11 protein-coding genes are annotated in these 13,872 nt (G+C 63.3%); 8 read left to right on the top strand and 3 right to left on the bottom strand.

Translation table 11 applies throughout. The annotated features are described in order from the left end of the window. Positions 1-3: 3 nt before the first annotated feature. From mgrA to CEW89_RS04715, 3 genes are all read left to right on the top strand, one after another. Entirely contained in the window at positions 4-1,047 is a 1,044-nt protein-coding gene (gene mgrA / locus CEW89_RS04725; RefSeq protein ID WP_096805088.1) for an L-glyceraldehyde 3-phosphate reductase, read from the top strand. A 75-nt stretch (positions 1,048-1,122) separates the two neighbouring features. After that, positions 1,123-1,956 carry a TolB family protein gene (locus CEW89_RS04720; RefSeq protein WP_096805087.1) on the top strand — a complete coding sequence of 278 codons (834 nt, stop codon included), beginning with the start codon at positions 1,123-1,125 and terminating at the stop codon, positions 1,954-1,956. Next, positions 1,946-3,244 carry a cytochrome-c peroxidase gene (locus CEW89_RS04715; protein ID WP_244906197.1) on the top strand — a complete coding sequence of 433 codons (1,299 nt, stop codon included), beginning with the start codon at positions 1,946-1,948 and terminating at the stop codon, positions 3,242-3,244. The genes CEW89_RS04720 and CEW89_RS04715 overlap by 11 nt, the downstream gene beginning before the upstream one ends. A 2-nt stretch (positions 3,245-3,246) precedes the next feature. Here the strand turns inward: CEW89_RS04715 and CEW89_RS04710 are convergent, their stop codons facing one another. Beyond that, positions 3,247-4,755, bottom strand: a complete 1,509-nt coding sequence (locus tag CEW89_RS04710; RefSeq protein WP_096805085.1) for a CRTAC1 family protein — start codon at positions 4,753-4,755, stop codon at positions 3,247-3,249. Further along, positions 4,752-6,059: an ROK family transcriptional regulator gene (locus tag CEW89_RS04705; RefSeq protein WP_096805084.1), complete on the bottom strand. Its 1,308-nt coding sequence runs from the start codon at positions 6,057-6,059 to the stop codon at positions 4,752-4,754. The genes CEW89_RS04710 and CEW89_RS04705 overlap by 4 nt, the downstream gene beginning before the upstream one ends. A 223-nt stretch (positions 6,060-6,282) precedes the next feature. On the opposite strand from CEW89_RS04705, the gene xylF reads away from it, so the two are divergent. The 5 genes from xylF to xylA all read left to right on the top strand — a co-directional run bounded on the left by xylF (position 6,283) and on the right by xylA (position 12,331). Beyond that, a complete protein-coding gene (gene xylF, locus CEW89_RS04700; protein WP_096805083.1) occupies positions 6,283-7,323 on the top strand; it encodes a D-xylose ABC transporter substrate-binding protein in 1,041 nt (346 codons plus the stop codon). Positions 7,324-7,488: 165 nt separating this feature from the next. Continuing rightward, positions 7,489-8,754: a sugar ABC transporter permease gene (locus CEW89_RS04695; RefSeq protein WP_425321030.1), complete on the top strand. Its 1,266-nt coding sequence runs from the start codon at positions 7,489-7,491 to the stop codon at positions 8,752-8,754. Between the two features lie 12 nt (positions 8,755-8,766). Beyond that, positions 8,767-9,534 (top strand): ATP-binding cassette domain-containing protein, encoded by a 768-nt coding sequence (locus tag CEW89_RS04690; protein ID WP_066709345.1) that lies wholly within the window; start codon positions 8,767-8,769, stop codon positions 9,532-9,534. A 56-nt stretch (positions 9,535-9,590) separates the two neighbouring features. Continuing rightward, positions 9,591-11,030 (top strand): xylulokinase, encoded by a 1,440-nt coding sequence (gene xylB, locus CEW89_RS04685; RefSeq protein WP_096805081.1) that lies wholly within the window; start codon positions 9,591-9,593, stop codon positions 11,028-11,030. Further along, entirely contained in the window at positions 11,027-12,331 is a 1,305-nt protein-coding gene (gene xylA, locus CEW89_RS04680; protein WP_096805080.1) for a xylose isomerase, read from the top strand. The genes xylB and xylA overlap by 4 nt, the downstream gene beginning before the upstream one ends. A 53-nt stretch (positions 12,332-12,384) precedes the next feature. Here xylA and glpK read toward each other — a convergent pair whose 3' ends face one another. Then, on the bottom strand, positions 12,385-13,851 hold the full coding sequence (glpK, locus tag CEW89_RS04675; protein WP_096805079.1) for a glycerol kinase GlpK: 1,467 nt from the start codon (positions 13,849-13,851) through the stop codon (positions 12,385-12,387). Positions 13,852-13,872 lie beyond the last annotated feature (21 nt).

Below are 13,872 nucleotides of genomic sequence, written 5' to 3'. Positions count from 1 at the left end.
GCCATGAGCTATGTTCCGGCAGAGACGCGGTATGACAAGATGATCTACAATCGGTGTGGGCGATCCGGGCTGAAACTTCCGGTGATCTCCTTGGGGTTGTGGCACAATTTCGGCCATGACACGCCGCATCAGGTGAAGCGCGAGATCCTGCACACGGCCTTCGATCTGGGGGTGACGCATTTCGATCTGGCGAACAATTACGGCCCGCCGCCGGGCAGCGCGGAAGAGGCGTTCGGCGAGATTTTGAAAAGCGATTTCAAGGGCTACCGCGATGAGATGATCATTTCCTCGAAGGCGGGGTATGAGATGTGGCCGGGGCCTTATGGCGAATGGGGATCGCGCAAATATCTTATGGCCTCCTGCGATCAATCGCTGAAACGCATGGGGGTCGAGTATGTCGACATCTTCTATTCCCACCGTTTCGATCCCGAGACGCCCTTGGAGGAAACCATGGGGACGCTCGATACGATCGTGCGGCAGGGCAAGGCGCTCTATGTCGGGATTTCGTCCTATAATGCCGAGCGGACGCGGCAGGCGGTCGCGATCCTGAACGATCTCGGCACGCCCTGCGTCATCCATCAGCCGTCGTACAATATGCTCAACCGCTGGGTGGAGCGCGACGGGTTGAAGGATACGCTCAAGGAACTTGGCGTCGGTTCCATCGCCTTTACGCCGCTGGCGCAGGGCATGCTGACGAGTAAATATCTCAAGGGCATTCCCGAAGGCTCGCGCGCCACGCAGCACAAATCGCTCGATCCGAAAATGCTGTCGGATCATGCCATTGCAAGCCTCAATGCGCTCAACGAGATCGCCGCCGCGCGGGGGCAGACGTTGGCGCAGATGGCGCTGGCCTGGGTGTTGCGCGAAGGCGGGATCACTTCGGCGCTGATCGGAGCGTCGAAACCGTCGCAGGTGGTCGATTGCGTCGGTGCGCTCGACAATCTGAGCTTTTCGGATGAGGAATTGGCCCTGATCGACAAGTATGCGGATGAGGAAAAGATCAACCTCTGGGCGATGTCCTCCGAAGGGCGCGGTGAAAAGGCGTAACCGCCTGTGATACAAGCCATTGTCGGCGCGCGCGCCTCGGTGTAGCCTTGGAGAACCATGTATCGGGAGGGTGCCATGTCGGGTTGGGTCTCGCGTCTGATGATCTACGATCTTGAGGAGGGGCAGGCCATGCCTGTTCTGGAGACCGGGCTTGAAATTGCCGCGCCGAACTGGGTGCCGGATGGCACGGCGCTCATCGTCAATGGCGATGGCAGCCTGTTCTGGGTCGAGCTGGACGACCCGGAGCTTTTGGAGATCGACACCGGGCTTTGCGTCAACGTCAACAACGATCACGGCCTGTCGCCCGATGGCGATACGCTCTATTTTACCGATCATTCCTACGGCGGCGCGGCGCGGATCTGGCGCATGGCGCTTGGCGTCGATGAGGCCGATCCTGTCGAGGTGACGGCCAAGCAACCGTCGTGGTTCCATGGCATTTCGCCGGACGGGCGGATGATCTGCTATACGGCGGTGCGCGAAGGGTTGTTCGGGATTTACACGGCGAAGGCGGATGGCTCGGGCGAGACCTGTATCATCGAGGGGGCGCATCGCTATGACGGGCCGGATTTCTCGCCCTGTGGCGAATGGATCTGGTTCAACTCGGACCGTCTGGGCGAGAGCGAGCTTTGGCGGGTGCGGGCGGATGGATCGGGGCTTGAGCGGATGACCGAGGACGCGATGGTCAACTGGTTCCCGCATCCGGGGCCGGACGGGCAGGTGGTTTATCTGGCCTATCCAGAGGGCACCATCGGCCATCCTTCGGGGTTTCAGGTTGAACTCAGGCTTTGGACTGGCAAGGACCGGTCGGTGGAAAGCCTCGTGCAACTGACCGGCGGTCAGGGGACGATGAACGTGCCGTCCTGGTCGCCGGACGGCAAGGCTTTTGCCTATGTCGAATATGCGGGCTGATCTGACGCTTTGTCTTGTTCTGCTCGGCGGGGCCGCCGGGGCGTTTGAGCTGCCCGCGCCCGTGACGGATGCCGATTACCTGCCGGTGAGCGAGGCTGAAGCCGCATTGGGCCAGCTTTTGTTCTACGATCCGATCCTGTCGGGCAACGAGAATATCTCCTGTTCGACCTGCCATCATCCGCGCTTTGGCACCTCTGACGGGCTGTCTTTGGGCATGGGCGAGGGCGGCATCGGATTGGGGCCGGATCGGGTCGCGGACCCGGCGAATGTGCCGGAGGACCGGGTGCCGCGCAACGCGCCCGCGCTTTACAATCTCGGCGCGCGCGCGTTCACCCATATGTTTCATGACGGGCGGGTCGAGCGGGTGAATGGAGCGCTGCGCGTGCCGATCGAGGACGGGTTTTTCGCCGAAGTCTCCGGCATTCTGGCGACGCAGGCGGCGTTTCCGGTGCTCTCGCCCGACGAAATGGGCGGCAATGTCAGCGAAAACCCCCTCTCGAAAGCGATCCGCATGGGGCGGTTTTCCGGCGAGGGCGGCGCGTGGGACATGATCGCCGCCAAGGTCTCGGGCATTCCGGAGTATCAGGCGCGGTTCGAGGAGGTGTACCCGGAGATCGCGGCGGGGCGGGAGATCGGCTTTGCCGATATTTCCAATGCCATCGCCGGGTTCATGGCCTTCGAATTCCGCGCCGATGACAGCGCGTTTGACCGTTTTTTGCGGGAAGAGGCGGAGCTTTCGGATCAGGCCGCAGAGGGCATGGCGCTGTTTTATGGTGAGGCGGGATGCGCCGCCTGCCATGCCGGACCGTTCCAGACCGATCACGATTTTCACGCCATGGGTCAGCCGCAGCTCGGCCCCGGCAAGACGCTGGATTTCGAACGCGGCAGCCGTGATGAAGGCCGGTTTCGCGTGACGGGCAAGGCGGAGGACCTTTATGCCTTCCGCACGCCGTCCCTGCGCAACGTGACGCTGACCGCGCCCTATGGGCACGCCGGGGCCTATCGCGATTTGCGGAGTTTCATCGTGGCCCATCTCGCGCCTGCCGACAGTCTTTTGCACTATGATCGGGCGCAGGCGATCCTGCCGGATTTGCCGGTGGAGGACTGGGAGGTTATGGAGACCGAGGCGGATGTGGCGGCGATCCTGTCGGCCATCGAGGTCGAGGATCGGACGCTGCCGGAGGCCGGGATCGACGCGCTGATGGCGTTTTTGGCGGCGCTTGAGGACGATCCGGACCGGTTGGGCATCCCGGAGCGGGTGCCCTCGGGGCTTTCTTTCGAAAAGTAAGCTCAGCGTGCCAGTTGCACCCAGCGATTGAGCCGGTCGATCCCGACCCAGTCGGTTTGAGTGCCATCCGGCCATGTCACCCGAACCCGCGCCGTTTCTGTCGCGCCAAGACCGAAATGCAGCGGCACCGCCTTGCCGGAGCCATGCGAGCCGCCGACGGTGATCTCCTGCACCTGCGTCGCCCCCTCCGTCGCGATCTCGACCACGGCCCCGACGCCGCGCGGGTTGACCCCCGGCTGCGTTAGACTGACGTCGAGCCAGTTTCCCGAAGGGGTGACGTTTTCATAAAGCTCCATCGGGCTGTCGCGGTTGACCACCACCAGATCGAGCCGCCCGTCGCCATTGAAATCCACCAGATGCGCGCCGCGGGATTTGGCGAAAGAGGCCACCCCCGCCGCAATGGAGACCTCGCGGAAGGTGCCATCGGGCTTTTGCTGCAAGAGGTTGTTCGGGTCGCGCGCGGCATTGTTGGGCATTTGCTCGACATTGCCCTTGGCGATGAACAGATCGACGCGCCCGTCGTTGTCCAGATCGCCCCAATCCGCCGCCCAGCCGGTGGACGCGCGCCCGTCATCGCCCAGGTGAGGCCGGTGCGCATAGGTGCCGATGTCGAAAGGCGCGGCCTCATAGGTGCCGCCCGGGTGGCCGAATTGCAAAAGCTGATCGCCCATCGAGGTCAGCATGACATCCGGCACCGCGTCGCCGTTGATGTCGCGCTCGGCGATGCCCATGCCCCAGAGCGAGACCCGCTCCCAGCCGTCGCTCTCATCGAGAAAGCGATTGTTCTGAAGGTCATAGACCTGCTCATAGCCGCCCTTGACGTAGTAATGCCGGTCGTTCGAGAGCCGCAGGCTCTGGACGCCGCGCGCGCCTTTGGAGATCAGGGCGGAGAGGGTGCAAAAGCCGGGGCTGAGCGGGGTTTTGTCCCAACCGTGCACGGCTGGGCGGTGCAATTCATTGCTGTCGCAGGCCTCGAACGGGCCGTTCGGGTCGTCGCGGTTGACGTAATTGCCGAAGAACAGCGTTGGGCGGTCATTGTTGCCCTCCCAACCGGCGGCAAAGGCGGTGGTCCAGCGGTCTCCGCCGTCAAAGCCCCAAGCGTCGTTTGCCACCTCGAAGCGGCAGTCGCCCATGCCTTTGAGCAAGAGATTTTCGCCCACGCGCAGCACGGCGAGATCGAGCGTGCCGTCGCTGTCGATGTCGAGCGGGTAGGCCCCGGTGACGCCGGTGATCATCGGCAGGGGGCCGGGCTCGAACCGAAGCGCGCCGCCCTGACCAGAGCGGTTGAGCATCAGGCTGGCGGGGATCGCGCCGCCCGCTGCGAAGATCTCCTGTAGGCCGTCGCCGTTGCAATCGAACACCGCCAGCCCGCCGCCGACGTAATGCTCCCAGCCGCCAGCGTAGATCTGCGCCGGAAGCGCGTCGGAGCGGTCTTGGAATTGCGGGATGGTCTGGGCTTGACCGGCGAGGGGCAGGGCGAGGGAAGCGACGAAAAAGAGGGCGCGGGTCATCCGACCAGTGTCTCCGTGGCAAATTCGAGCGCCAGCGCGCCCGCACCCCGCGCCCAGACCAGATCGCCCCAGGCGTGGATTTCCACGGGCGTGGGCGGACGGCCGGGGCGATGGGTGAGCGCGCGGGTCTCGCTCAGCACCTCTTCGGCATAGAGAAAATCGTAGCGCAAACGATCTCCGGAGAGAAGGATCAGCGCCGGATCGAACAGAGTCACCACATTGGCGAGCCCGACGGCAAGATAGCGCCCCGCGCGGGAAAAGATCGTCCGGGCCAAGGCGTTGCCCTCCTTGGCCTGTCGGTAGAGGGTTTCCAGCATCACGTCGGCGCAGGTGCTTTGATGGCCGAGGTTGAGCGCGGTGTGCGCCTCGCGCACCAAGGCGTAATCGGCGACATAGGCTTCGAGACAGCCGCGCTGACCGCAGCGACAGAGCGCGCCGTCGAGCTGCACCTTGGTGTGACCGATCTCCATGCCATGACCCATGCCGCCGCGATGCAGGCGGTGGTTGATCACAAGCCCCATGCCGACGCCATGCTCGATGGAGACCACGGCGAAGTTGTCGAGACCGCGCCCCTCGCCGAACCACAGCTCCGCGAGCGCCAGAAGGTTGGCGTCATTGTCGATCCGCACCGGCGCACCGAGGCGGGCGGTCAGCAAATCGCGGAGCGGAATGTCGGCTTCTTCCATGAAGGGGCACCACAGCACCCGACCGAGATCGAAATCGACCATGCCGGGCAGGCCGAGCGCGATGGCGTCGGGGCGGGCACCGCTGCGTCCGGCGTCTTGCAGGGCGGTCTGTACGAGCACTTCCGCCTCGGTCAGGATTTCTTCGGTGCTGCGCGCGGTGGGCGGCGCGGGCAGGGTGGCGGAGCCGAGAAGCTGACCGGCGAGATCAAGCACCACGGCGGAGTTCGAACGGTCGGAGATTTTGACCCCGACGACCATCCCGGCGCAGGGCCGGATCTTGAGGCCGACGGGCGGGCGACCGCGCCCGCCATCGCCTTCGCGGCGCGGCAGGTCGGTTTCCTCGATCAGCCCCGTGGCGATCAGGTCGGCGGCGGTTTGGGTCACGGTGGCGGGGGAAAACCCGGTCTGGCGCGACAGATCCACGCGCGGGATCGCGCCTGCGGCGCGTACCGCTTCGAAAAGCTGTTGACGTGTCGATTTGGCGCTGCTGTCCGGCGTTGGAAACAGCGGTCCGCAGCCGGTGCCTTGTGCCCGATGCTCCGGGGAGGTGTCCGAGGCGAGGTCCGTGGTCGTGGAATCGGGCGCGGCGGGCGTATCTGGCAGTCCAGTGTCGGGCATTATAGTTTACCTGTCTAATTAAATGCCGCTCTGTAGCATGAAATTTCACGGTTTTCATCTGTTTGACGATTCATTTACACCTAATTTTTCGGCAAAAGCGAGATTATTTTTTTGACAGGTGAATTAAATATGGCATGCTTTTGACATCCGGCTGCGAGTCGGGCTGTCGTTTGGTCTCTTGAGGAGGAGGGCGGCGACGGTGTGAATCTTTGGGAGGAAATTCATGCGTAAATCCATGTTGATGGCGGCCACGATTGTGGCGGCCGGTTTCACGGCGTCTGCCACGACGTCCGCCATGGCCGAAGGGCTGACGGTGGGCGTGAGCTGGTCCAACTTTCAGGAAGAGCGCTGGAAGACGGATGAGGGCGCGATCAAGGCGGCTCTTGAGGCGGCGGGCGCGACCTATGTCTCGGCGGACGCGCAATCGTCCTCGGCCAAGCAGCTTTCCGACATTGAAAGCCTGATTGCGCAGGGCGTCGATGCGCTGATCGTTCTGGCGCAGGACACCCAGGCGGTGATCCCGGCGGTGCAGATGGCCGCCGACGAGGAGATCCCGGTGATCGCCTATGACCGGCTGATCGAGGACCCGCGCGCCTATTACCTGACCTTCGACAATGTCGAGGTCGGGCGGTTGCAGGCGAAAGCGGTCTATGAGGCCCAGCCGACCGGCAATTACGTGATGATCAAGGGCTCGCCGACCGATCCGAACGCCGACTTCCTGCGCGGCGGTCAGCAAGAGGTGTTGCAGGCGGCGATTGACGCGGGCGACATCACCATTGTGGGCGAGGCCTATACCGACGCCTGGCTTCCGGCCAATGCGCAGCGCAACATGGAATCGATCCTGACCGCCAATGACAACAAGGTGGATGCGGTCGTGGCCTCGAATGACGGTACGGCGGGCGGCGCTGTGGCCGCGCTCATGGCGCAGGGCATGGCGGGCATTCCGGTCTCCGGTCAGGATGGCGATCACGCCGCCCTCAATCGTATCGCGCTTGGCACCCAGACGGTGTCGGTGTGGAAGGACTCGCGCGAGCTGGGCAAGAATGCCGCCGAGATCGCGGTTGAACTGGCAGGGGGGATGATGGCGTCCGATGTCGAGGGCACGGTCGATTTCACCACCCCGGGCGGCAAGGAGATGAAGGCCATGTTCCTCGCGCCGATCCCGATCACCCGCGACAACCTCGACGTGGTGGTGGATGCCGGTTGGATCACCAAGGACGCGCTGTGCCAGGGCGTCACGGACGGCCCGTCGCCCTGTAACTGATCCGCACTTGAACTGGGACCGAAAGACCTGCGCGGGTGTGGCCTGCGCAGGTCCTGCCGGGGAACCGGCGGGACTGAGACGCCTTTGGGAGGGGCGAAAAGGATCATGACGATGACAGATCACAGGGCAGATCAGGGAACAGGCCCGGACAGCGGCCTGCCGGCAATGCGCAAGAGCCTGTTGGGGCAACTGGAACTCGACATGCGTCTCATGGGGATGGTGGGGGCCTTCATTGCCATTGCGTTGGCCTTCAATTTCTTCACCGAGGGGCGGTTCATCACGCCGCGCAACACCTTCAATCTGACGGTTCAGACCGTGTCCGTGGCGATCATGGCGACCGGCATGGTGTTCGTCATCGTCACCCGTCATATCGACCTTTCCGTCGGCGCCGTGCTGGCCATCGCCTCTGCCATGGGCGCGATGATGCAGGCGCGCTGGCTGCCGCAAGTGATCGGTCTCGACTACGGCAATCCGATGATCGCGCCCTTGGCGATCCTGACATGCCTGGCCGTGGGCACGCTGATCGGTGCTTTCAATGGCTGGCTCATCGGCTATCAGGGCATCCCGGCCTTCATCGTCACCCTTGGGGGGCTGCTGATCTGGCGCTATGTCGGCTGGTATGTCACCGACGGCCAGACGATTGCGCCTCTGGACAAGACCTATCTCGTCCTGGGCGGGGCGGAAGGCACGCTTGGGGTGACCTTGTCCTGGATCGTTGGCGCTTTGGCCGTCGCGGCCTCTGTCTATGCGCTTTATAACGCGCGCAAGGCCAAGAAGAACCATGGTTTTCCGACGAAGCCGCTCTGGGCCGAATTCACCGTCGGTGGACTGATCGTTGCGGTGATCCTTGGCTATGTCGCCACGCTCAACGCCTATGACATTCCGACCGGCAAGCTGCGGCGCATGTTCGAAGCGCGGGGCGAGGTGCTGCCCGATGGCTATACCGAGGCCTACGGCCTGCCGGTGTCGGTCATTGTGCTGATCGTGGTGGCGATTGCCATGACGATGCTCGCCAAGAAGACGCGGCTGGGCAAATATATCTTCGCCACCGGCGGCAACCCGGATGCGGCGGAGCTGTCGGGGATCAACACCAAACTGCTGACGGTCAAGATTTTTGCGTTGATGGGGTTTCTCTGTGGCCTCTCCGCGGTGATCGCCTCCGCGCGTCTGGCGTCGCATGCCAATGACATCGGCACTTTGGACGAGCTGCGCGTGATCGCGGCGGCGGTGATCGGCGGCACGGCTTTGTCCGGCGGGATTGGCACCATTCACGGGGCGATCTTGGGCGCGCTGATCATGCAATCTCTGCAATCCGGCATGGCGATGGTGGGTGTCGATGCGCCGCTTCAGAACATCGTCGTCGGCTCGGTCCTCGTGATCGCGGTCTGGATCGACATTCAGTACCGCAAGAAACTTGGCATTAAGGTGTAAGGAGAGACGATCATGAGCAGCAATCCGAACACCGGCACGCCTCTTGTCGAATTGAAAGACATCTCCATCGCCTTCGGCGGCGTCAAGGCGGTGGATCATGTCACGATTGATCTCTATCCCGGCGAGGTCGTGGGCCTTTTGGGCCATAACGGCGCGGGCAAATCGACCCTGATCAAATGCCTCTCCGGTGCCTATCAGAAGGATGCGGGCGAGATTTTCATCAATGGAGAGAAAGCCGAGATCCGCAACACCCGCGATGCGCGGCGCTATAATGTCGAGACGATCTATCAGACGCTCGCGCTGGCGGACAATCTTGATGCCGCCTCGAACCTCTTTCTCGGCCGCGAGTTGGTGACGCCTCTGGGCTTTGTCGACGAGCCGGCGATGGAGGCCGAGACCCGCAAGATCATGGGGCGGCTCAACCCGAACTTCCAGAAGTTCAAAGTGCCGGTCTCCGCACTTTCGGGCGGTCAAAGGCAATCGGTGGCCATCGCCCGCGCGGTCTATTTCAACGCCAAGATCCTGATCATGGATGAACCCACCGCCGCGCTGGGCCCGCATGAAACCCAGATGGTCGCGGAACTGATCGAGGAGCTGAAGGCGCAGGGGCTGGGGATTTTCCTCATCGAGCACGACATTCACAACGTCATGCGGCTTTGCGACCGGGCGATGGTGATGAAGAACGGTCAGAAGGTCGGTACGGTCAACGTGGGCGAGGTCACGGACGAGGATATTCTCGGCATGATCATCATGGGGAAAAAGCCGCCGCAGGCGTATTGAACCCGGCGCATTGATAAAACGGGGCAGGTGTCCCGTTCTCAACCAACGGATGTCACATGTATATCGGACTTGATCTCGGGACCTCCGGTCTCAAAGCCCTTCTGATCGACGCGGATCAGAGCGTCATGGCGGAGGCGAATGCGGCGCTCACCAACGAGCGCCCGCAGGATGGCTGGTCGGAACAGGACCCGGCCAGTTGGCTTGCCGCCTGCGACACGGTCATGGCGGCTTTGGGCGACAAGGCGGACCTGTCGGGCGTGAAGGGCATCGGTCTGTCGGGGCAGATGCACGGCGCGACGTTGCTTGATGCCTCAGATCGGGTCTTGCGTCCCTGCATCCTGTGGAACGACACGCGGTCCTACCGCGAGGCTGCCGCGCTCGACGCCGATCCGCAGTTTCGCGCCATCACCGGCAATATCGTCTTTCCGGGCTTCACCGCACCCAAGCTTGTGTGGGTAAAACACAATGAGCCGGACACTTTCAAAGCGACCGTCAAGGTCTTGCTTCCGAAAGATTATCTGCGCCTCTACCTCACCGGAGAGTTCGTCGGTGAGATGTCCGACAGCGCTGGCACCGCCTGGTTCGACACCGCCGCACGGAATTGGTCGGATGCGCTTTTGGCGGCTACAGACATGGATCGCAGTTACATGCCGCGTCTGGTCGAGGGCTCCGAAGTTTCCGGTCAATTGCGCCCGGAACTGGCGGCCCAATGGGGCCTGTCCCCGTCTTGCGTGATCGCGGGCGGTGGCGGTGACAATGCCGCCTCGGCCATCGGGGTGGGCGTCGTCAAAGCCGGACAGGCTTTCGTGTCGCTCGGCACCTCCGGCGTGTTGTTCGCGGCCAATGACGGCTATCAGCCGGATGCGGAAACCGCCGTTCACACCTTTTGCCATGCTCTGCCGGAGACCTGGCACCAGATGGGCGTGATCCTGGCCGCGACCGATGCGCTCAACTGGTACGGTCGCTTTGTCGGCAAAGGTGCGGCGGAGCTGACGGCCAATCTGGGATCGCTCAAAGCGCCGACCAGGACACAATTCCTGCCCTATTTGGGCGGCGAACGCACGCCATTGAACGATGCCGCGATCCGGGGCGCTTTCACGGGCCTCGAACACGCGACCGACACGGCGGCGGGCACCCGCGCGGTGCTCGAAGGGGTCACCTTTGCGATCAAAGACTGCGCCGAGGCATTGGCCGCGACCGGCACCAGGATCGACCGGCTTTTGGCCGTCGGTGGCGGCTCGAAATCGCATTACTGGCTGGAGGCGATTGCCACCGCTTTGGGCGTGCCGGTGGACCTGCCGGTGGCGGGCGATTTTGGTGGCGCCTTCGGTGCCGCGCGTTTGGGCATGATGGCCACGACAGGCGGCGGTGCGGAGATCGCCACCGCGCCGCGCATCCAGGCCACCATTGACCCGATTTCCGATTTGACGGCGGCTTATGACGACGGGTTCGCCCGTTTCAAGACCGCACAACATGCACTCAAGAGGCTGACATGACAGAGTTTTTCCAGAACATCCCGAAGATCACATATGAAGGCCCGGCGAGCGACAACGAATTCGCTTTCAAACATTATAACCCCGACGAGGTGGTGATGGGCAAGCGGATGGAGGAGCATCTGCGCTTTGCCGTCGCCTATTGGCACAGCTTTGCCTATGAGGGCGGCGATCCGTTCGGCGGGCGGACCTTTGCGCGCCCGTGGTTCGGTGAGGGTATGGCGAAGGCGAAGATGAAGGCCGATGTGGCCTTCGAGATGTTCGACATCCTGCAAGCACCGTTCTTTTGCTTTCACGACGCGGATGTGCGGCCCGAAGGCGCGGATTTCGCCGAGAGCAAACGCAATCTCGAAGAGATCACCGACTATTTCGCCGAGAAGATGGAAGGTTCGAAAACCCGGCTCCTTTGGGGCACGGCAAACCTCTTTACCCACCGCCGCTTCATGGCCGGATCGGCGACCAACCCGGACCCCGAGGTGTTTGCCTACTCTGCGGCGACGATCAAGAGCTGCATGGATGCGACGATCAAGCTGGGCGGCGAAAATTACGTGCTTTGGGGCGGGCGCGAGGGTTATGAGACGCTGCTCAACACCGATCTGACGCGCGAGGCGGATCAGGCTGCGCGGATGCTGGAAATGGTGGTGGAATACAAACACAAGCGGGGTTGGAAAGGCGCCATTCTGGTGGAGCCGAAGCCGCAGGAGCCGTCGAAACACCAGTACGATTTCGACGTGGCAACGGTTTATGGCTTTCTGAAACGCTATGGCCTTGAGGGCGAGGTCAAGATGAACATCGAGCAGGGGCATGCCATCCTCGCGGGGCATTCCTTTGAGCATGAGCTGGCGCTGGCGACCTCTCTGGGGATTTTCGGCTCGATCGACATGAACCGCAACGATTACCAGTCCGGTTGGGACACCGACCAGTTCCCGAACGCGCCGCATGAGGTGGCGCTGGCCTATTACGAGGTGTTGAAAGCGGGGGGCTTCACCACCGGCGGCACCAATTTCGATGCGCGCATTCGGCGGCAATCGCTGGACCCTGAGGATTTGATTTTGGCCCATGTCGGCGGCATGGATATGTGCGCGCGGGGGCTGAAAGCGGCGGCGGCGCTGTTGGAGGACGGGCGGCTGGAGGCCAACCGGGCGGCGCGCTATGCCGATTGGGGGCGGCCGGAGAATGCGGATATGCTCGACCACGGTGATCTCGAAGGGATCGAGGCGCGGGTGCTGGCCGACGCGATCAACCCGGAGCCGCGGTCGGGGCGGCAGGAGCGGTTGGAGAACCTTGTGAGCCGGTTCATTTGACGGGAAAGGCGGGGAAAACCCTGCCTTTTTGAGTATTTAAGCCAAGAAAAAGATCAGGCGCTGAGCGTGCGGCGGATGGCGTCGGTCCAGCCACTGTATTTCGCATCACGGGTGGCGGCGTCCATTTCGGGGCTGAAAGTGGCCTCGGCGCGCCAGTTTGCGGCGAAGGCCTCGGGCTCCGGGCAGAGACCGGTCGCGAGCCCCGCGAGATAGGCGGCGCCCAGGGCTGTGGTTTCCAGATTGGCGGGGCGGTCGACGGGCGCGCCGAGGATGTCGGCGAGGAATTGCATCGCGAAAGGGTTGGCCGAAAGCCCGCCATCGACGCGCAGCGTCGTGTCCTGCGGCGCGGTCCAATCGGCGTGCATGGCCTCTATGAGGTCCCGTGTCTGGTAGCCGACGCTTTCGAGCGCGGCGCGGGCGAACTCATTGGGGCCGGTGTTGCGGGTCAGGCCATAGATCGCGCCGCGCGCGTCCGCGTCCCACCACGGTGCGCCAAGGCCCGTGAAGGCGGGGACGAGGTAGAGCTGTTGCTCGGGATCGGCCTGTTGCGCCATGGCGAGCGTGTCGGCGGCGTTTTCGATCACGCCCAGCCCGTCGCGCAGCCATTGCACCACGGCACCGGCGACAAAGATCGACCCTTCGAGCGCGTAGGTCGGCGTGCCGTTCAACTGGTAGGCCACGGTGGTCAGCAGGCGGTGTTGCGAGGCGATCGGCTCGGTGCCGGTGTTCAGCAGCGCGAAACAGCCGGTGCCATAGGTGGATTTCATCATGCCGGGGGTAAAGCAGGCCTGACCGACGGTCGCCGCCTGCTGATCGCCCGCGACGCCGCGGATCGGGAGGGGCGCGCCGAAGAGCGTGGTCTCACCGAAATCGCCGGAGCTGTCGCGCACTTCGGGGAGCATTTCCATCGGAATGTCGAGGCGGTCGCAAATGGTCCGGTCCCAGCGCCCCTCGTGGATATTGTAGAGCATGGTGCGGCAGGCGTTGGTGGCATCGGTGGCATGCACCCGGCCTTTGGTGAGGTTCCAGATCAGCCATGTGTCGACCGTGCCAAATTTCACCCGGCCCGATTTGGCAGCCGCACGCGCGCCTTCGGTCTGGTCGAGAATCCACGCGAGTTTGGTGGCGGAGAAATAGGGGTCGAGCAGGAGGCCGGTGCGCGATGTGATCTCGTCCTCGAAGCCCTCCTCCCGCAGTTTGGCGCAGACTTCAGAGGTGCGGCGGTCCTGCCAGACGATGGCGGGGGCCAGAGGCTTGCCGGTCTCGGCGTCCCAGACCACGGTGGTTTCGCGTTGGTTGGTGAGGCCCAGGGCGGCGGGGCGGGCGTCTTTCAGCACTTCTGCGAGACAGCGGCGCGACGTCTTCCAGAGGTCCATCGCATCGTGTTCGACCCAGCCGGAATGCGGGTAATGCTGGGCGAATTCCTCCTGCGCGCTGGCCATCGGGGTCAGATTGGCGTCGTAGAGGATGGCGCGCGTGGATGTGGTGCCCTGATCGAGGGCGACGAGTGTGTCAGTCATGGTGCCTCCCGCGCTCACGAT

The organism is Celeribacter ethanolicus (genome assembly GCF_002407265.1).
GTDB classification, from domain to species: Bacteria; Pseudomonadota; Alphaproteobacteria; order Rhodobacterales; family Rhodobacteraceae; genus Celeribacter; species Celeribacter ethanolicus.
This window is presented reverse-complemented; position numbering and strand designations above follow the sequence as displayed.

Excerpts from the sequence above, each read along its gene's own strand:
- mgrA (WP_096805088.1), top strand. The coding sequence starts at position 4 with ATGAGCTATGTTCCGGCAGAGACGCGGTATGACAAGATGATCTACAAT.
- CEW89_RS04720 (WP_096805087.1), top strand. The coding sequence starts at position 1,123 with ATGTCGGGTTGGGTCTCGCGTCTGATGATCTACGATCTTGAGGAGGGG.
- CEW89_RS04715 (WP_244906197.1), top strand. The coding sequence starts at position 1,946 with ATGCGGGCTGATCTGACGCTTTGTCTTGTTCTGCTCGGCGGGGCCGCC.
- CEW89_RS04710 (WP_096805085.1), bottom strand. The coding sequence starts at position 4,755 with ATGACCCGCGCCCTCTTTTTCGTCGCTTCCCTCGCCCTGCCCCTCGCC.
- CEW89_RS04705 (WP_096805084.1), bottom strand. The coding sequence starts at position 6,059 with ATGCCCGACACTGGACTGCCAGATACGCCCGCCGCGCCCGATTCCACG.
- xylF (WP_096805083.1), top strand. The coding sequence starts at position 6,283 with ATGCGTAAATCCATGTTGATGGCGGCCACGATTGTGGCGGCCGGTTTC.
- CEW89_RS04695 (WP_425321030.1), top strand. The coding sequence starts at position 7,489 with ATGCGCAAGAGCCTGTTGGGGCAACTGGAACTCGACATGCGTCTCATG.
- CEW89_RS04690 (WP_066709345.1), top strand. The coding sequence starts at position 8,767 with ATGAGCAGCAATCCGAACACCGGCACGCCTCTTGTCGAATTGAAAGAC.
- xylB (WP_096805081.1), top strand. The coding sequence starts at position 9,591 with ATGTATATCGGACTTGATCTCGGGACCTCCGGTCTCAAAGCCCTTCTG.
- xylA (WP_096805080.1), top strand. The coding sequence starts at position 11,027 with ATGACAGAGTTTTTCCAGAACATCCCGAAGATCACATATGAAGGCCCG.
- glpK (WP_096805079.1), bottom strand. The coding sequence starts at position 13,851 with ATGACTGACACACTCGTCGCCCTCGATCAGGGCACCACATCCACGCGC.